Genomic DNA, 16,904 nt, shown 5'->3' with positions numbered 1-16,904 from the left:
CTCGCGGGTCAGGCGGTCACGCCGGCCTGGGTGCGGGGTCGCCGGGGCAGATGGACCTGCCGGCGGGCCCGCGGAGGGCCGATGCGCTCGTCAGGCTGGCGGCGCGAGGTTGCGGCCGGGGTGGACGGGACGGCGGCGGCGTGCCCGGCCGCCGAGGTGCGCGGGAGTACGGGCGGCGCGGCGAGCGTCGAACGGGCTCATGGGCGCGGCCTCCTTCCTCCGGCGTGGGACGTCTGCGTCACCCCAAACTGTACGCGCATCGCACGCGATGTCCAGTCGGTTGACGCCAGAGTGGCGCCCGTCACACGGGGTCCGATCGTGGCGCAAGCCACGCCACCCGGACTTCACACTTGAGATCGCATACGATTTCGTTTACAGTCATTCCACGCTTCACGGTCAGGCTCTCGCCGGCACCGGGCAGCGCGTCGAGGACGACGATCCCTCGGCGCACGCCCGCGCCGACGGCTCCCGGCCGCGATGCAGGTCAACCAGCCACCCGGGAGGAAGCTTGAGCACGCAGTCCCCGCTCATCGAGACCACCGAGCGCGACGTCGAGTACACGCACGACGGCACGCGCATGATCGGCCTGCTCGTCGCGCCCGCCCACGCCGCTGCCCCCCTGCCGGGCATCCTGCTCGTCCACGACGCCTTCGGACTCGGCGAGGACATGACCGCCACCGCGCGGCAGTATGCCGAGCTCGGCTACGCCGTGTTCGCCGCGGACGTGTGGGGCGAGCGCACGCAGCCCACCGAGGGCAGCCAGATCGGCCCGCTCATCGGCTCGATGGCGTCCGACCGCGAGCGCTGGATGGGGCGCATCGGCGCCGCCCACGCCGCCATGGCCGCCCAGCCCGAGGTGGACGCCACCGCCGTGGCCGCGGCCGGCTACTGCTTCGGGGGCTCGTCCGCGCTCGAGTACGCCCGCACCGGCGGGGACGTCCGCGGCGTGGTCTCGATCCACGGTGGCCTCGACCTGCTCGCCCCCGGCTGGGACGCGAGCGGCCCGGTCGAGCGCGTGCTGATCTGCACCGGATCCGCCGACCCCATGGCGACCGCCGAGCAGCGCGACGCCCTCCAGGACGCCCTCACCGGCGCCGGCGTGGCGTGGGAGACCGACCTGTACTCGGGCGCCCAGCACGCGTTCACCAACCCCAAGTCGGACCTGCCCGGCATGCCGCCGGGCGTCGGCTACGACCCCCGTGCCTCCCAGCGCGCGTGGGACTCCACCGCACGGTTCCTCGAGGACCTCCTGGGCGCATCGGCCCGCTAACCCCACCCACGTCTGCACTCAACGGAGAGAGAAGGACCCCCATGTCGACCACCGAGAAGACGCTCGACGTCGCGATCATCGGCGCCGGCCCGGCCGGCCTGGCCACCGCGCTGCGCCTGCACCAGCAGGGCTTCCGCCCCACCATCTACGAGACCGTCGAGGAGCTCAAGCCCCTGGGCGTCGGCATCGACGTCAAGGTGTACGGCACCAAGGAGCTCATCGAGTTGGGCGTGTACGACGAGTTCAAGGACATCTCCGTCGACGCCAAGACCTCGATCTTCTTCAACAACCACGGCCAGGAGATCTACGCGGAGCTGTGCGGCGTGCACATGGGCTACGTCCACGAGCAGCGCTTCGTGCACCGCGGCTACCTGCAGATGCTGCTGTTCGAGAAGGTCATCGAGCGCCTGGGCGCCGATGCGGTGGTGCAGGGCGCGCGGTTCGTCAGGTACGAGAACCACGAGGACGGCGTCACGGTCCACCTGCGCCACGCGGACGGCCGCGAGGAGCAGGTGTGGGCGGACGTGCTCATCGCCGCCGACGGCATCAAGTCCGAGGCACGCAAGCAGATGCACCCCGACCAGGCCGAGCCCCACTACTCGGGCATCACCATGTACCGCGGCACGACCCTCATGGACCCCTACCGCGACGGCCACACCATCCTGCACATCGGCGCACCCGACATCGCCACGATGATCGTCTACCCCATCGCCGAGAACTTCGAGGGCACCGGCAAGGTGCTCGTGAACTGGGTGGTCGAGCGCACCCGCGACGAGACCGTCGAGGACTGGAACCAGAAGGGCTCGGTCGAGGAGATCGTCGACCTGTTCGACACCGTGAACCTGCCGTTCCTGGACGTCCAGGAGATGCTGCGCAACAACCGCGAGATCTACCTGTTCCCCCTCATCCGTCACGAGCCCCTCGAGTCGTGGACCGACGGCCGCGTGGTGCTCATCGGCGACGCGGCGCACGCGATGTACCCGCGCGGCGGCAACGGCGCGTGCCAGGCGATCGTCGACGGCGGAGTGGTCGCGGCCAAGCTCGCTGAGATCGACGACGTCCCGACCGCGCTCAAGGAGTTCGAGCAGGCCCGCATCAAGCAGGTCAACGGGATGGTCATGGCGCACCGCGGCGAGGGCTACGAGGTCATCCGTCGCATGGTCGCCGACCGCACCGACGCCCAGCCCTTCGAGGACATCGAGGACGTGCTGCCGCTGGCCGAGGCCGACGAGATCTTCTCGAAGTACCACGCCATGGTGGGCCAGCCCCGTCCCGGCTTCGAGGCCGGCGAGACCACGGGCTTCCGCACCTGGGAGGTCGAGGAGGAGACCGTCGAGGCCATCCAGGCCGCGGCCGCAGCGAAGGCCACCGCCCCCGAGACCGCCGCGTCGGCTCGCTGACCCGGGCCCGACAGGGAAGGATCTGAGCCGTGGACCTCGGCATCGCCGGACGCACCGCGCTGATCGCGGCGTCCTCGCAAGGGCTCGGGCTGGCGTGCGCCACGTCCCTCGCCCGCGAGGGCGTCACGGTCTGGCTCAACGGACGCGACCGGCAGCGCCTCGGACAGGCGGCCGATGCGCTCGTCGCCGAGGTCCCGACCGCGTCCGTGCGCTGGGTGGCCGGGGACCTCACGGTCCCCGAGGGCCGCGCGGCGATCGTCGCCGCGGTCCGGGACGTGGACATCCTCGTCACCAACAACGCCGGGCCTCGGCCCGGCTCGTACGACCAGTGGGACGAGGCCGCGCTGCTGGGCGCGATGCACGCCAACATGATCCCCGCGGTCGAGCTGATGCGCGCCTACCTGCCGGGCATGCGCGCCAGGGGGTTCGGGCGCATCGTCAACATCACGTCCGCGATGGTGAAGTCGCCGGCGCCCGACATGGGGCTGTCGACCTCCGCGCGGGCAGCGCTCACCGCCGTGTCGAAGTCGATCTCCAAGGAGGTCGCCCCGGACAACGTGACGGTCAACAACCTGCTGCCCGAGCGCATCGACACCCCCCGCCAGGAGTTCATGGCGAAGCGGCGCATGGAGCGCGACGGCGTCACCCGCGCGGAGGCGTTCGCGGCCATCGCGTCCACGGTGACCGCCCAGCGCCTGGGCCGGCCCGAGGAGTTCGGCGACGCGTGCGCGTTCCTGTGCTCCGCGCAGGCGGGCTACATCTCCGGACAGAACCTGCAGCTCGACGGCGGCACCTACGAAGGACTGATATGACCGACGTTTCACTCGCAGACGACGCCACCCGCGAGGCGATCCTCGCCCTCGAGGAGCGGCGCCGCCAGGCGCTCATCGACCTCGACATCGCGACGCTCGACGACGTCTACGACGACGCGCTGATCCACATCCACGCCCCCGGCCTGGTGCACACCAAGGCGCAGCTCCTCGAGCACGCGCAGACCCGCAACCCGTACATCGACATGTGGCGCGAGGACCTGCTGATGCGGGCCATCGGCGACGTCGTCATCGTCACCGGACGCCTCGTGAACCGGCTGCGCAACCCCGACGGCGGCGAGCGCACCGTGAGCGGCCAGGTGACGCAGGTCGCCCGCCGCTGCGACGACGGCGCGTGGCGCTTCGTCACCTTCCAGATGACCCCCGACGGCGAGCAGGTCTGGGGCGCCCTCAAGTCCGGTTCCGATGCCAGCCAAGCGAGCGCATCGGCCCCTACTCAACCGCAGGAGAACTGACCCATGAAGCTTGCCCGCTACCGTCTGGGCGACGGCCCCGTCCGCATCGGCCGCGTCGACGGCGACCGGATCACCAACGTGAGCGGCGTGCCCGGCGTCGGCACGTCGCTGAAGGCGATCCTGCCCAAGCTCGACTCGCTGCGTGAGGCCATCGAGGCCGCGGAGGGCTCGACCACCCCGCTGTCCTCGGTGACGCTGCTCGCGCCCATCGACGAGCCGCAGAAGTACCTCGGCATCGGCATGAACTACGCGGCGCACGCCGAGGAGGCGCGCGCCGCCGGCATCCCCATCCCCGACACCCAGATGTGGTTCAACAAGCAGGTGAGCTGCATCGTGGGACCGCACGCCGACGTGGTGCGCCCGCGCGTGTCCGAGCAGCTGGACTACGAGGTGGAGCTCGCCGTCGTCATCGGCCAGCAGTGCAAGGACGTGCCGCGCGCCAAGGCCCGCGAGGTCGTGGCCGGGTACCTGGTCGCCAACGACGTGTCCGTGCGCGACTGGTTGGCCAAGCGCTCCCCCACCTTCACGCTCGGCAAGTCCTTCGACACCCACGGACCCCTCGGACCGTGGCTGACCACCGACGACGAGGTCGCGGACCCGCACGACCTCGAGGTGTCGCTGACGGTCAACGGCGAGGAGCGTCAGCGCGCCCGCACGGACGACCTGATCTACGACATCTGGGAGCAGATCGAGTACCTCACCACCGTGATGACGCTCATGCCGGGCGACATCCTCGCCACCGGCACCCCGGCGGGCATCGGCGCGCCGACGCAGAACTGGCTCGTGCCGGGCGATGTGGTGCGAGCCTCGGTGTCGGGGCTGGGCTCGATCGAGAACCGCGTCGTGGACGCGGGGGCGTAGCCATGACGCGCCGCGAGAGCATCGACCTGCCGGGCTTCGGGCACGCCAACCCGATCCCGGCGGCCGCGCGCATCGGCACCCTGCTGATGTCGGGCGTGCTCACCGGCCGCGACCCTCAGACCCGCGAGATGCCCGCGAGCCTCGACGAGCAGATGGCGCACGTGTTCGCCCACGTCCGCGCGCTGCTCGAGCAGGCCGGCGGCTCCACCGACGACATCCTGAAGATGACCTTCTGGCTCGCGGACTACCGCGATCGCGACGCGCTCAACCGCGAGTGGCTCGCGATGTTCCCAGACGCGTCGACCCGCCCCGCACGCCAGGCGATGGCGGCCACTCTCGACGGTGGCTGCCTGGTGCAGTGCGACCTCGTGGCGGTGCTCGACGCTCCCGAAGCGCCGTGAGCACGGCAGGTCCTGAGACGCAGGGGTTGGCCGCGCACGCTGTCCCCGTCGCTCGGCTCCTGCCGCTCCTTGCCGTGCTCACGGCGCTCGGGCCCCTGTCCGTCGACATCTACACCCCGTCGCTTCCGGCGATGCAGGCCGAGCTCGGCGGCACCGAGGCGCTCACCCAGGCGTCGATCACGACGTTCCTGCTGGGGATCGGCCTCGGGCAGCTGGTGTGGGGGCCGCTGTCCGACCGGATCGGCCGCCGTCCGGTGATCTTGGTCGGCGTGGGCGCCTGGGCGATCGCGTGCCTGCTCGCCGCGCTCGCCGTCTCCCCCGGCATGCTCATCGCCGTTCGCCTGGTCGCCGGCTTGTGCGCCGCGGCCGGGATCGCCGTCGCGCGCTCCGTGGTCCGCGACGTGTCGCCGTCGCGCGAGGTGATGGCCTCGCGCATCGGGCTGCTGTCGATGGTCACCGCCCTGGCGCCCGTGCTCGCGCCCGTCGTGGGCGCCGGCATCGCGGCGCTGTGGGGGTGGCGCGCCGACTTCGTCGCGATGGCCGCGATCGGCGGCGTCACCGTCCTCGCCTACGCGTGGTTGGTGCCGGAGACGCTGCCCGCGTCCGCTCAGGGTCGGGTCGGAGCCTCCGTCGCCGGCGGGCTGCGCGCGGCCGTGGCCGATCGCGAGCTGCGCGGCGTCGCGATCGCGCTCGGCGTGCACTCGTTCGGCTTCTACGCCTACGTCACCACCACCGCGTTCATCGTCGAAGACGAGTTCGGCCACCCGCCCGCCACGTTCGCGCTGGTGTTCGGCACCAATGCGCTCGCCGTCATCGTCGGCAACCAGGTCTTCCGGCGCCTCGTGCGTCGCCGCCACCCGTCCGCGCCGCTGGGAGCCGGGCTGGTGCTGTGCACCGTCGCTGGCCTCGCGTTGGCGCTGCTCGCCCTGGCCGGCGCGCCCGAGCTGACGCTGTGGGCCGCCTCCATGGCCTACGCCCTGGGCCAGGGCCTGGTGCTGCCGGGCGCCCACGCCTGGGCGCAGGTCACCGTGGTCGCCTCGGGCGCCGCCTCGGCGCTCGCGGGGTCGCTGCAGTTCCTCGGCGGAGTGCTCGGCTCACCCGTGACCGGCCTACTCGGGCCTACCGCCCGCACCCTCGGCGTCGTCACCGCGGCCGCGTCGGGGATCGCCGTCCTCGCGTGGGCGGCGACCCGCCGCCACGTGCCCGTCCACGCCCCCGAGGCGGTGACGGCATGAGCGAGACCCGGCCCGTGCATCGGCGCTGCCCGTCCGGTGTTGTCCGGCAGTCAAGTACCGCCAAATTTGTGCTCCGTACCGCACCCCGTGGCGACTGGCGCACCCACCCCCCGATGTCAGAATGTCCTCGTCCTGCAATGAAGGAGTTGTCATGACCCACCCCCGTGAGACCGAGCTGCTCGCGTCCGTGCCCGACGGCCTCTACGTCGGCGGCCAGTGGCGCGCCGCATCCGACGGCGCCACCCTCACCGTGCAGGACCCGTCGACGGGCGAGGTCATCAAGACCATCGCGTCGGCGACGCCGGAGGACGGCATCGCGGCCCTCGACGCCGCGTGCGACGCGTTCCCGTCGTGGGCGGCCACGCCGTCGCGCGAGCGCGGCGAGATCCTGCGCCGCGCGTTCGACCTGCTCACCGAGCGAGCCGAGGACTTCGCGCTGCTCATGACGCTCGAGATGGGCAAGCCGCTGGCCGAGGCGCGCGGCGAGGTCAAGTACGGCGCCGAGTTCCTGCGCTGGTTCGCCGAGGAGGCGCCGCGGATCGCCGGCCGCTACGGCGCCAACCCCGAGGGCACCGGCCGCACCATCGTGTCCCAGCACCCCGTAGGCCCGTGCTTCCTCATCACCCCGTGGAACTTCCCGCTCGCGATGGCGACCCGCAAGATCGCCCCGGCGCTCGCCGCCGGCTGCACCGTGGTCATCAAGCCCGCCGAGCTCACGCCGCTCACGACGCTCGCCTTCGCGGCGCTGCTCGAGGAGGCCGGCGTCCCCGGCGGCGTGGTCAACGTGCTCACGACGCACCACTCGGGCGCGATGTCCGAGCCGATCATCCGCGACCCGCGCCTGCGCAAGCTGTCCTTCACCGGGTCGACGTCGGTGGGCATCCGCCTGCTCGAGCAGGCGGCGTCGGGAGTGCTGCGCACCTCGATGGAGCTGGGCGGCAACGCCCCGTTCGTCGTGTTCGACGACGCCGACCTCGACAAGGCCGTGGACGGCGCCATCGCCGCGAAGTTCCGCAACATCGGGCAGGCGTGCACGGCCGCCAACCGGTTCATCGTCCATGCGTCCGTCGCCGAGGAGTTCGCGGTGCGCGTCACCGAGCGCGTCGCCGCGATGCGCGTCGGCCGCGGCACGGAGGACGGCGTGGCGATCGGCCCGCTGATCGACGACCGTGCGGTGGCCAAGGCCGACGAGCTGGTCACCGATGCGGTCGCGCACGGCGCGACGGTGCTCGCCGGCGGCTCGGCCGTCGAGGGACCGGGCACCTTCTACCTGCCCACCGTGGTGTCAGGCGTGACCGCCGAGGCGGACATCTGGCGCGAGGAGATCTTCGGCCCCGTGCTCGCCATCGCGACGTTCTCCGACGAGGACGAGGCCGTCGCGCTCGCCAACGACACCGAATACGGCCTGGTGTCCTACGTCTACACCGAGTCGCTGTCGCGCGGCCAGCGCATGATCGAGCGGCTCGAGACCGGGATGATGGGGCTCAACGTGGGCGTCGTGTCGAACGCCTCGGCTCCGTTCGGCGGCTGGAAGATGTCCGGCCTGGGCCGCGAGGGCGGCGCCGAGGGCATCCACGAGTACATGCAGACCAAGTACACGATGACGGAGAGCCCGGCCTAGCGAGAGGTTCGCGCGGTTCGTCCCGCTCTCCCTACCCTTCCCCGCCTTAGCGTCCAGATGGTGCGTGGCTGTCGGTTTCGCGGGGTGCGTGAGCGGTGATGGTGGCTGGCTGTCGGCTCGTACGATGTCGACTGACCTCGCATCGCGACTCGAGACGACCGGAGCCCCGTGAATCCTGCGCCCACCATCGCCCTGAGCGACGGCTCGACGCTGCCGAGCATCGGCTTCGGCGTCTTCCAGGTCACCGACGTCGACCAGTGCGAGGCGAGCGTCGCGGCGGCCCTCGACGCCGGCTACCGGCTGCTCGACACTGCCGCGGTCTACCGCAACGAGCGCGCCGTCGGGCGAGGGGTCCGCGCCTCGGGCGTGAGCCGCGACGAGGTCGTCGTGACGACCAAGCTGTGGCCCGCCGACTTCGGGCGCCGGACGCCGCGCGCGATCGAGCGCTCGCTCGAGCGTCTTGGCACTGGCCATATCGACCTCATGCTGCTCCACCGGCCGCACGGCGACGTGGCGGCCGCCTGGCGCGCGCTGGAGGACGCTGTCGACCGAGGCCAGATCCGTTCCATCGGCGTCAGCAACTTCTCCGTGCGCGACCTCACGACGCTCATGGCAGGCGCCCGCATCCGACCCGCCGTCAACCAGGTCGAGTTCCACCCGTATTGGCAGCAGACGGATCTCCTGCCGTTCCTCGCCGCCGAGGGGATCGTTCCCCAGGCCTGGTACCCGCTCGCGCACGGTGCACGGCAGCTGCTGGACGAGCCGGCGCTGCGCGGCATCGCGGAGCGCCTCGGTGTGAGCGAGGTGCAGGTCGTGCTGCGCTGGCACGTGCAGCGCGACGTGGTCCCGCTGCCCAAGTCCACCAGCCCCGCGCACATCGCGTCCAACCTCGACGTGTTCGGCTTCGAGCTGTCGCCAGAGGACATGGCGGCGATCGACGGCCTCGGTCGCGATCGGCCGCTCTACCGCGTGCCGCGTTGGGTCGACGCGATCACCACCCGCCTGCCCACGCCGCCAGCGCTGCAATAGCCGAGCGGAGCCAACGCTTCGCATCGGAACCCCGACGACGGCCGGGCGTCGCGTCCCCGCTCCACCGCGCCGGGCGACAGCCATCCACCATCGGGTGACGCGGGCGCGCGCAGATCGACAACCAGCCACCAGTGCCGCGCCAAGGCGGATAGCAGGAGGCATGGCCGGGGGCAAGCGCGGTGAGTTGCGGTGTGGTGAGGTCGGAGACCAGCCTGGCGGGCGCATCGGCGCTACGAACCGGCTCCCACCACCAGCTGGTTCGCGCTGCGCAGCACCGAGGGAGCCGCGAAGTCCGTGGCGGCCGCGGCGAGCGCGCCCGTGACCTCGACGGTGACGCGCTCCCCCGGAAGCAGGGTCACGAGTGCGACATCGGCTCGAGCGTCGGGATCGACGCGGTCGACCAGCACGGCGACGTCGCGCGCGAGCGCCGCGGCCGCGACCTCCAGCCGCCAGCCGCGCTCCGTGCGCTCGGCATCGACCGTGAGTCCGGGGTCGGAGAGGCGGGAATCCCGGTACTCGGCGAAGAACCACCACCCGCGAGTCCCGTCGAAGGACGCGGTGACGAGCTCGGATTCCGGCGCAGCGGGGCTGCTCACGTCGTCCGGCACGGTGACGCTCACCGACCCACGGGCGGGCACCTCGACGCTCTGCTGCGCGGAGGCGAGGATCGCCCCGGCGTAGTCCCTACGGTCGAGGACAAGGTCGCCGCGCCAGTCCGCAGCCGTGTCGTTCACGAGGGTGACGACCAGGCCATCGTCGTCCGGCTGGATCGTGACCAGGCGCTCGGCGTTCGCCGTCCGCAGGGCGTGCAGCAAAGGCTTCGCCCTGCCAAGCGAGTCCACCGCAGCCCACGAGGTCACGGGCCAGCAGTCGTTCAGCTGCCACACGATCTGGCCCGAGCACTCGGGGATCGACCGGTACCACTCGATCGCCGTGCGCACCGCGACCGCCTGGTTGAGGGACATCGCCCAGTGCCAGTCCTCCATGGTCGACGGCAGCCGCAGGTGCGGGATCAGCCCACGCGTCAGCTTGGTGTTGCCGATGACCGCCTTCTGGTGGATCAGCATTCCGGGCGACTCAGGAGTCAGGGGGTCGTCCGACACGAAGGCGGTCAGCGTCGCCCACGTGGGCGGGCCTTGCCAGCCGTACTCGGCGACGAAGCGTGGCCGGTAGTCGCGATAGCGGGCGTGGTCGATGAAGTTCCACACGTCCCAGACGTGCATGGTGCCGGTGGTCTCGGAGTTCTGCACCGCTGAGGGGTTCGGGGAGAACGGGCTTCCGGGCGTGTAGGGAACATGCGGAGCGAGCTCGCCGACGATCGCGGGAAGCATCTCGTAGTAGTACTGCGCTCCCCAGGACTGGCCGTCGAGCAGGGTCTCCCACCCCCAGTCCTGGCGACCCCACAGGTTCTCGTTGTTGCCGTTGAGGACGACGAGCGAGGGATGCGACGCCAGCCGAGCGACGGCCTCGCGCGCCTCGAGCTCGACCTCCTCCGCGAGCGCCGGCTCCTCGGAGTACGCCGCGCACGCGAAGAGGAAGTCCTGCCAGGTGAGGATCCCGCGCTCGTCGCATGCGTCGTAGAAGTCCTCGGACTCGAAGATCCCGCCTCCCCAGACGCGCAGCAGGTTGATGCCTGCGAACACCGCATCGTCGATGCGGGCGCTGTAGCGCTCCGCGGTGATCCTTGGCAGGAACGCGTCCTCAGGGATCCAGTTGGCCCCCCGCACCTCGATGCGCTGGCCGTTGACGATGAGGGCCGTGTCGCCCGCCCCGTCCGCGTCCGTCGCGACGAACTCCGCGGAGCGGAAGCCGATGCGGCGGCGCTCAGCGTCGATCACGTCGCCGCCCTGGACGAGGGAGACCTCGACCTCATGCAGCGCCTGCTCGCCGTGCCCGCGCGGCCACCACAGCTCCGCATCGATGGCCGCGTCCAGGCTCGCGACACCGTCGTCGACCGGCACCGTCCACTGCCGCTCCCCCACGGCGACGTGCAGCTCGAGCCCGGCAGCCGCATCGGCGCTGCGGACATGCGCGCGCACCGCGAGCCGCGCCGCGCCCTCGGGGGCAGTGCCCGCGACGAGCACCTGTGCGAGTCGCGGTCCGGACCACGACTCGATCCACACGGGCCGCCACAGTCCCGAGGTCGACGTGTCGATCCCCCAGTCCCAGCCGAACGAGCATGCCGCCTTGCGGATCGCGTTGTACGGGTGATGGTTGGCGTGCGGGCGGAACCCCAGCGCGAGGCTCGCGGCGTCCGCGGCCGCCACCGGAGACGCGATCGTCACCTCGAGAATGTTCTCGCCTGGGACCAGCCCCTCAGACACGTCGAACCGGTGCGTGCGATGCATGTTGCGTGCCGCACCCAGTACCTGGCCGTTGAGGACGACCGTCGCCACCGTGTCGATGCCGTCGAACACGAGCTCCTGGATCGCGCCGCCGTCGGGAGTCCACGAGAAGGTGGTGCGGTAGACCCAGTCCGAGCGACCGATCCACGCCTGACGCCGCTCGTTGTCGTCGCGGAACGGATCCTCGATGAGTCCGGCGGCGAGCAGGTCGGTCGTGACCGTTCCGGGAACGGCCGCAGGCACGGCGCCCGCGACGAGCACCTCCGCGGGCACCGAGGCGCCCCTCGCGGTGACCGTCCAGCCAGCGTCGATCCGAGTGCGGGCCGGCCCCGCGAGGGTCGTCGGTGTCACTTGAGCGCGCCTCCCAGCAGTCCCGCGACATAGTACTTCTGGAGCACGAGGTAGAGGATGATGCACGGGATGACCGTGATCGCGACGCCGGTCTGCATGAGGCCGAAGTCGACGGAGAACCCGCCACCCTCCGCCTGCAGGATGCTGATGCTCACCGGCAGGGTGTACTTCGCCTGGTCGGTGATGAGGATCAACGCGGCGAAGAAGTCGTTCCACGCCGAGAAGAACGTCAGGAGCGTCGTGGAGATGACGCCCGGGATGGCGATCGGCAGCATGACGCGCCACATCGCGCCGATGGGCGAGGCGCCATCGATCTCAGCGGCTTCGCTGAGGGCGCTCGGCACCGCCGCGAAGGAATTGCGCATGAGGAACGTGCCGAGCGGCAGGTTGAACGTCGCGAGCACGAGTCCGACGCCGACGAGGTTGTTCGACAGGCCGATGTCGTTCAGCGTCAGGTACAGCGGCGTGATGATCGCCTGGAACGGGATCATGAACGTCACCAGGATTGCGAAGAAGGCCACGTTCGAGCCCTTGAAGGGCAGCTTCGCGAACGCATAGCCCGCGAGCGTCGCCACCACGACCGTGGTGCCGGTCGCGACGAAGGCCACGATCGCGGAGTTCTTCATGCCCTGGATGATCGACAACCCCGAGCTGGTCTCGGTCGACAGCTGGACGATGTTGTCCCACGTGATCTGGGACGCCATGACGTAGATCGGGTAGAGGAACAGGACTGCGAGGCAGACTCCGACGATCCACCATGCCGCCACAGGCATGAGGCCTGCGGCCTTGCCGCCGGTGGCGCCGTCGGGCGCGGGGCTCGCGTCTCGCCGGGTGGCGAGCGCGTCGGGATGCGTGGAGGTGGTCATGAGTGGTCCGAGTTCCTCAGGAGCAGCATCTGACCGGCGCTCACGGCGGCGAGCACGATCATCAGCAGGATGGACAGGGCGGCGCCGTAGCCCAGGTCGAACTGCACGAAGGACGTGCGGTAGATCTGGTAGACGGCGGTGAGGGTCGAGCCAGCAGGGCCGCCCGTGGTCATGATGTAGAACTGGTCGAACGCGAGCAGCGAGCCTGCGACCGAGAACACCATCACGAGCGCGAGCGTGGGCCGCAGCAGCGGGACGGTGATGGACCAGAAGGTGCGCCATCCGCTCGCGCCGTCCATGCGGGCGGCTTCGTAGATGTCGTCCGGGATCGCCTGCATGCCCGCGAGCACCAGTAGCATCTGCAGACCGACGACCTTCCAGGTGACCATCGCCACCACGATCCAGAAGGCGGACCAGAAGTCTGCGAAGTAGTTCGCATGCGGGTCGACCAGGCCCCAGGACCCGAGCAGCTGCGTGGTGGGGCCGATGTCCGACTGCCACATGTAGAGCCAGATGAAGCTGCCCGCGGCCAGGCCGATCACGACGGGGAGGAAGTAGATGCTCTGGAACACCCGCGCCGAACGCGTGCCGCGCCTCACGAAGTAGGCAAGCAGGAAGGCCAGGATGAGCAGGATCGGAGTCATCACGGCGGTGTAGAAGAACGTGAAGCCGGCCGCGCTGAGGAACTGATCGTCGTTGAAGGCGTCGACGTAGTTCTGGAGGCCGATGAACTCGTGGTCGCCCAGCAGCGGCCAGTCGTGCAGCGACATGAAGATGGTCTGCAGCAGCGGCCAGATGAAGAACAGCGCGAGCATCACCATCGCCGGGAGGGCGAAGAGGAAGCCCAATCGCGCACGGCGCTTCTGCGAGTTGAGCGGCGCCCGGCCGCCCCGAGTCTTGCGAGGCCGCTTGGTCGCGTCCGCGGGTGGCGGCGTCATTGCCGTGGTCGTCATGGGAGTCTCCGATCGGGCTCGTGGGTGGGGCGTTGCCGCCCCACCCACGAGCGCTGTGGTTCGAACGCCTTACTGGGCGCTGTCGATGAGCTCCTGCGCCGCGGCCTGAGCCTTGGCCTGAGCATCGGCGACGGAACCGCTGCCGAACACAGCCTCCTGCAGGAGGGTGGCCCACACACCGTTCGAGTCGTTGAACAGCTCGTTCTCGACCACCGAGTAGGGCACGTTGCCGGTCGCGAGCGCGTCAGCGAAGACGGCGTTGCGCTCATCGAGCGGGGTGTAGATCTCGTCGATCAGGTCCATGCGGATCGGCAGCTGCCCGCGGTCGACGAGCACCTGCTGGCCCTCGTCGCCGGAGGCCCACTCGAGGAACTCCCACGCGCCCTCAGGGTTGGACGCACCCGACGGGATGGTGATGTTGTCTCCGCCGGCGAACGCGGCCGACTGGCCGTCGTCCGTGCCGGAGATGGGGACGATGCCCCACTCGAAGTCGGCCTCCGCGAGGTTGCCCACGTAGAACGAGCCCCACTGGTAGAAGCCGACGCGGCCCTGCGCGAACGCGTCACCAGCGTTGGATCCGCTGTCGGTGGTCACGAGCTCGGGCATCGTGCCGGCCTCGTACAGGCCGCGGTAGAGCTCGAGCATCGCGGTGACCTCGGCGCTGTCGAACTGCGCCTGGGTGCCGTCGTCGGACAGCATGTTGCCGCCCGAGGCCCACACGTGCGGTGCGAGGCCGAACAGCTGGCATCCGCCGCACGCGCCAGAGAAGGCCGTGCCGAAGGTCTCGTCGTCGATCGCGGCGACGGCCTCGGCGGCCGCCTGCAGCTCTGCCATGGACGACGGCGGGTCCTCCGGGTCGAGGCCGGCCTCGGCCATGAGGTCCTTGTTGTAGAACAGCACGGAGACGTCGGCGGTGAACGGCATCGAGTAGACGCCGCCCTCGTACTCGCCCTGCGAGGTGTGCGCGGGGCTCATGTCGTCGGCCCAGTCGAGGCCCGCGACCTGCTCGCTGATGTCGGTGAGGGCACCGACGGAGGCGAAGTAGGGCACGTACACGAGGTCGATCGACGCGAGGTCGGGCGCGTCGCCACCCGCGGCAGCCGTGCCGAACTTCTGGACGTACTCGGCAGAGGTGACGATGGTGACCTCGACCTGGGTCTCGTGCGAGGCGTTGAAGCCATCGGCGAGCTCCTGCATGAAGTCCGACTGAGAGTCGCGGGCCCACAGGGTGACCGTGCCGCCGCCCTCCGAGCCGTCGGACGAGCCGCCGTCGTCGCCGCTCGAGCATGCGCTCAGGGCGAGGGCGGTCGCGGCGATCCCTGCGGGGATCGCCATTCGGGTGATGCGCTTCATTGCGTTTCCTTTCGTGACAGGTGAGGTGGCCTCGCGCGGCCACCGTGGTGCGGCTAGGCGATGGGCAGCCACACCCGCATGGCCCCGCTCGACCTGTTGGCCCAGCGGAAGTAGGGGATCGCGTCGACGGTGTCGAGCACGGTCGTGGCCGCGGCGTCGTCGCGGGTGGCCGGGGAGTACAGCGCGCTCTGCGCGGGCCGCACCGCTGCCGGTCCGACCGCGACGGCGGGCACGCCAAGCTCGTCATGCCACGCACCGTCGGCGACGGTGGCCTGCGCGTCGAGCTCGACGTCCTCGAGCATCGTGCCCTGCGGGAGCGCGGCGGTCTCCAGGCAGTAGACCACCGGCCCACGCTGGACGGCCACGGCGCCGCGTACGGCGTCGACGCGCGGGTGGGCGCTCACGAGGGTGGGCGTCAGAGGCAAGGTCAGCGTCGCGGCCAGGGCGCCAGCGGGCACCTCGACGTAGGTTCCCGGCGTGCAGGCGGCGGAGGTGCCGTCGACCTCGAGTTGCGCGCCAGCGGCCCAACCGGGCACGCGCATGCGTAGCGCCTTGGGCGACGGGTCCGAGAACGTGATCGAGATGCTCGGGTCCCACGGGTACTCCGTCTGCACCGTCGCGGTGACCCCGTCGATCTCGTGGGTGCCGTCCGCGTAGAGGTGCAGGTAGACGGCTTCGTCATCCTCGCTAGTGAGGTACCCGGGCAGAGACGCGATCATGCGCGCGATGTTGGGCGGGCAGCAGGCGCAGTCGTACCAGTCGAGGCGGCGCGACGGCGCGTCGACCTCGTGGACGTGCTCGGTGCGCAGCTGCAACGGGTTCGAGTAGAAGTACGAGCAGCCGTCCGCCGCGGTGGACACCGCGATGGCGTTGTAGAGGCCGCGCTCCATCTCGTCCGCGTACCGGGCGCCGCCGCGCAGCAGCAGCATGCGCCAGTTCCAATGGAAGTTCGCGATGGCCGCGCACGTCTCGGAGTAGGCGCGGTCCGCCGGGAGCTCGTACGGGTCGCCGAAGGACTCACCGCGGTGACGCGAGCCGAGACCGCCCGTGATGTACAGCTTGCGGTCGTGCACATCCGCCCACAGTCGGTCGAGCGGCTCGTCGAGGCCGGTGTCCGGCAGATCGGTGGCGAGGTCGGCGACGCCTGCGAGCAAGTACAGCTGGCGGACGGCGTGGCCCTCGGCCTGCTCAGCCTCACGCACCGGCACCTTGTCCTGGTAGTAGTTGCCACCGAAGTAGCCGTTGCCGACGGTGTCGTGACCGCGCAGGTCCACCATGCGCAGGGCGAGCTCGCGGTGACGCGGGTCGCCGGTCACGCGGGACAGCTCGACGAGCGCCGTCTCGATCTCCGGGTGCCCGCAGACCTCGTCACGGGCGCCCGGGCCGAAGGTCGTGTGGACGAGCTCGACGTAGCGCAGCGCGATGGTCAGCAGCGCGTCGTCGCCGGCGTGGTGCCAGGCGACCGCTGCCTGGATCAGGTGGCCCAGGCAGTAGAGCTCGTGGCTCTCCTGCATGTCGGTGAACCGCTCCCCCAGGCGCGGCCCCTGGAAGCTCGTGTTGAGGTAGCCATCTTCGGCCTGCACCGCCTCGAGCAGCTCGAGCACCTCCGCCAGGAACTCTTCGTGGCTGCGGCGGCCGCCGACGGCCTCCCAGCCAAGCGCCTCGAGCGTCTTGAAGAGGTCCGAGTCAGCGAAGACCGGGCCCCGGAAGTCTGCGTCGGAGCGACCGACGAGTCGGCGGAAGTTGTCGATCACGCCCGAGGTCTCCAGGCGCTCGATCACGTGCGGGATGGTGGCCTGCGTGTTGAGCGCCGACCAGTCGCCCAGGAGGCCTCCGGAGAGGGCCGATGCTGCGGCATCCCTGGGACGCGAATGCGTGGGGCGTGCGGGTGTGACGGGCGTCCGCACCGTGGTCGTCGACATTGAAGAACCTCT

Annotated in this window: 14 protein-coding genes; 9 read left to right on the top strand and 5 right to left on the bottom strand. The window is 70.7% G+C overall.

Annotated features, from left to right (window positions below):
- The first annotated feature begins 508 nt into the window (after nt 1-508).
- From B7K25_RS13710 to B7K25_RS05795, 9 genes are all read left to right on the top strand, one after another.
- Nucleotides 509-1,270, top strand: coding sequence for a dienelactone hydrolase family protein (locus tag B7K25_RS13710; RefSeq protein ID WP_159450131.1), 762 nt, complete (start codon nt 509-511; stop codon nt 1,268-1,270).
- Nucleotides 1,271-1,311: 41 nt separating this feature from the next.
- Nucleotides 1,312-2,670, top strand: a complete 1,359-nt coding sequence (locus tag B7K25_RS05830) for an FAD-dependent monooxygenase (protein WP_084104769.1) — start codon at nt 1,312-1,314, stop codon at nt 2,668-2,670.
- 29 nt (nt 2,671-2,699) lie between these two features.
- Nucleotides 2,700-3,482: an SDR family oxidoreductase gene (locus tag B7K25_RS05825; protein WP_084104768.1), complete on the top strand. Its 783-nt coding sequence runs from the start codon at nt 2,700-2,702 to the stop codon at nt 3,480-3,482.
- Complete coding sequence (locus B7K25_RS05820; RefSeq protein ID WP_084104767.1) at nt 3,479-3,955, top strand: nuclear transport factor 2 family protein; 477 nt, start codon at nt 3,479-3,481, stop codon at nt 3,953-3,955. The genes B7K25_RS05825 and B7K25_RS05820 overlap by 4 nt, the downstream gene beginning before the upstream one ends.
- A 3-nt stretch (nt 3,956-3,958) precedes the next feature.
- Nucleotides 3,959-4,816, top strand: a complete 858-nt coding sequence (locus B7K25_RS05815; protein ID WP_084104766.1) for a fumarylacetoacetate hydrolase family protein — start codon at nt 3,959-3,961, stop codon at nt 4,814-4,816.
- A 2-nt stretch (nt 4,817-4,818) separates the two neighbouring features.
- Nucleotides 4,819-5,217 (top strand): RidA family protein, encoded by a 399-nt coding sequence (locus B7K25_RS05810; protein ID WP_084104765.1) that lies wholly within the window; start codon nt 4,819-4,821, stop codon nt 5,215-5,217.
- Nucleotides 5,214-6,452 carry a Bcr/CflA family efflux MFS transporter gene (locus tag B7K25_RS05805; RefSeq protein ID WP_159450130.1) on the top strand — a complete coding sequence of 413 codons (1,239 nt, stop codon included), beginning with the start codon at nt 5,214-5,216 and terminating at the stop codon, nt 6,450-6,452. The genes B7K25_RS05810 and B7K25_RS05805 overlap by 4 nt, the downstream gene beginning before the upstream one ends.
- A gap of 151 nt (nt 6,453-6,603) precedes the next feature.
- On the top strand, nt 6,604-8,073 hold the full coding sequence (locus B7K25_RS05800) for an NAD-dependent succinate-semialdehyde dehydrogenase (protein WP_084104763.1): 1,470 nt from the start codon (nt 6,604-6,606) through the stop codon (nt 8,071-8,073).
- A gap of 168 nt (nt 8,074-8,241) precedes the next feature.
- A complete protein-coding gene (locus B7K25_RS05795) occupies nt 8,242-9,102 on the top strand; it encodes an aldo/keto reductase (protein WP_084104762.1) in 861 nt (286 codons plus the stop codon).
- 230 nt (nt 9,103-9,332) lie between these two features.
- Here the strand turns inward: B7K25_RS05795 and B7K25_RS05790 are convergent, their stop codons facing one another.
- The 5 genes from B7K25_RS05790 to B7K25_RS05770 all read right to left on the bottom strand — a co-directional run bounded on the left by B7K25_RS05790 (nt 9,333) and on the right by B7K25_RS05770 (nt 16,892).
- A complete protein-coding gene (locus tag B7K25_RS05790) occupies nt 9,333-11,798 on the bottom strand; it encodes a glycoside hydrolase family 2 protein (RefSeq protein ID WP_084104761.1) in 2,466 nt (821 codons plus the stop codon).
- The gene (locus B7K25_RS05785) at nt 11,795-12,664 is read right to left on the bottom strand and encodes a carbohydrate ABC transporter permease (protein WP_234988092.1); all 870 of its coding nucleotides are present in this window, start codon (nt 12,662-12,664) and stop codon (nt 11,795-11,797) included. The genes B7K25_RS05790 and B7K25_RS05785 overlap by 4 nt, the downstream gene beginning before the upstream one ends.
- Nucleotides 12,661-13,617 carry a carbohydrate ABC transporter permease gene (locus tag B7K25_RS05780; protein ID WP_234988091.1) on the bottom strand — a complete coding sequence of 319 codons (957 nt, stop codon included), beginning with the start codon at nt 13,615-13,617 and terminating at the stop codon, nt 12,661-12,663. Before B7K25_RS05780 ends, B7K25_RS05785 begins: the two co-directional genes overlap by 4 nt.
- A gap of 69 nt (nt 13,618-13,686) precedes the next feature.
- Entirely contained in the window at nt 13,687-14,970 is a 1,284-nt protein-coding gene (locus tag B7K25_RS05775; protein ID WP_084104759.1) for a sugar ABC transporter substrate-binding protein, read from the bottom strand.
- A gap of 53 nt (nt 14,971-15,023) precedes the next feature.
- Complete coding sequence (locus tag B7K25_RS05770) at nt 15,024-16,892, bottom strand: glycoside hydrolase family 127 protein (protein ID WP_084104758.1); 1,869 nt, start codon at nt 16,890-16,892, stop codon at nt 15,024-15,026.
- Between the last annotated feature and the right edge of the window lie 12 nt (nt 16,893-16,904).

The sequence above is a fragment of the Demequina sp. NBRC 110056 genome, from assembly GCF_002090155.1.
In the GTDB taxonomy this organism is placed as follows: Bacteria; Actinomycetota; Actinomycetes; order Actinomycetales; family Demequinaceae; genus Demequina.
This window is presented reverse-complemented; position numbering and strand designations above follow the sequence as displayed.

Excerpts from the sequence above, each read along its gene's own strand:
- B7K25_RS05810 (WP_084104765.1), top strand. The coding sequence starts at position 4,819 with ATGACGCGCCGCGAGAGCATCGACCTGCCGGGCTTCGGGCACGCCAAC.
- B7K25_RS05770 (WP_084104758.1), bottom strand. The coding sequence starts at position 16,892 with ATGTCGACGACCACGGTGCGGACGCCCGTCACACCCGCACGCCCCACG.
- B7K25_RS05830 (WP_084104769.1), top strand. The coding sequence starts at position 1,312 with ATGTCGACCACCGAGAAGACGCTCGACGTCGCGATCATCGGCGCCGGC.
- B7K25_RS05775 (WP_084104759.1), bottom strand. The coding sequence starts at position 14,970 with ATGAAGCGCATCACCCGAATGGCGATCCCCGCAGGGATCGCCGCGACC.
- B7K25_RS05815 (WP_084104766.1), top strand. The coding sequence starts at position 3,959 with ATGAAGCTTGCCCGCTACCGTCTGGGCGACGGCCCCGTCCGCATCGGC.
- B7K25_RS05785 (WP_234988092.1), bottom strand. The coding sequence starts at position 12,664 with ATGACCACCTCCACGCATCCCGACGCGCTCGCCACCCGGCGAGACGCG.
- B7K25_RS05820 (WP_084104767.1), top strand. The coding sequence starts at position 3,479 with ATGACCGACGTTTCACTCGCAGACGACGCCACCCGCGAGGCGATCCTC.
- B7K25_RS05780 (WP_234988091.1), bottom strand. The coding sequence starts at position 13,617 with ATGACGACCACGGCAATGACGCCGCCACCCGCGGACGCGACCAAGCGG.
- B7K25_RS05800 (WP_084104763.1), top strand. The coding sequence starts at position 6,604 with ATGACCCACCCCCGTGAGACCGAGCTGCTCGCGTCCGTGCCCGACGGC.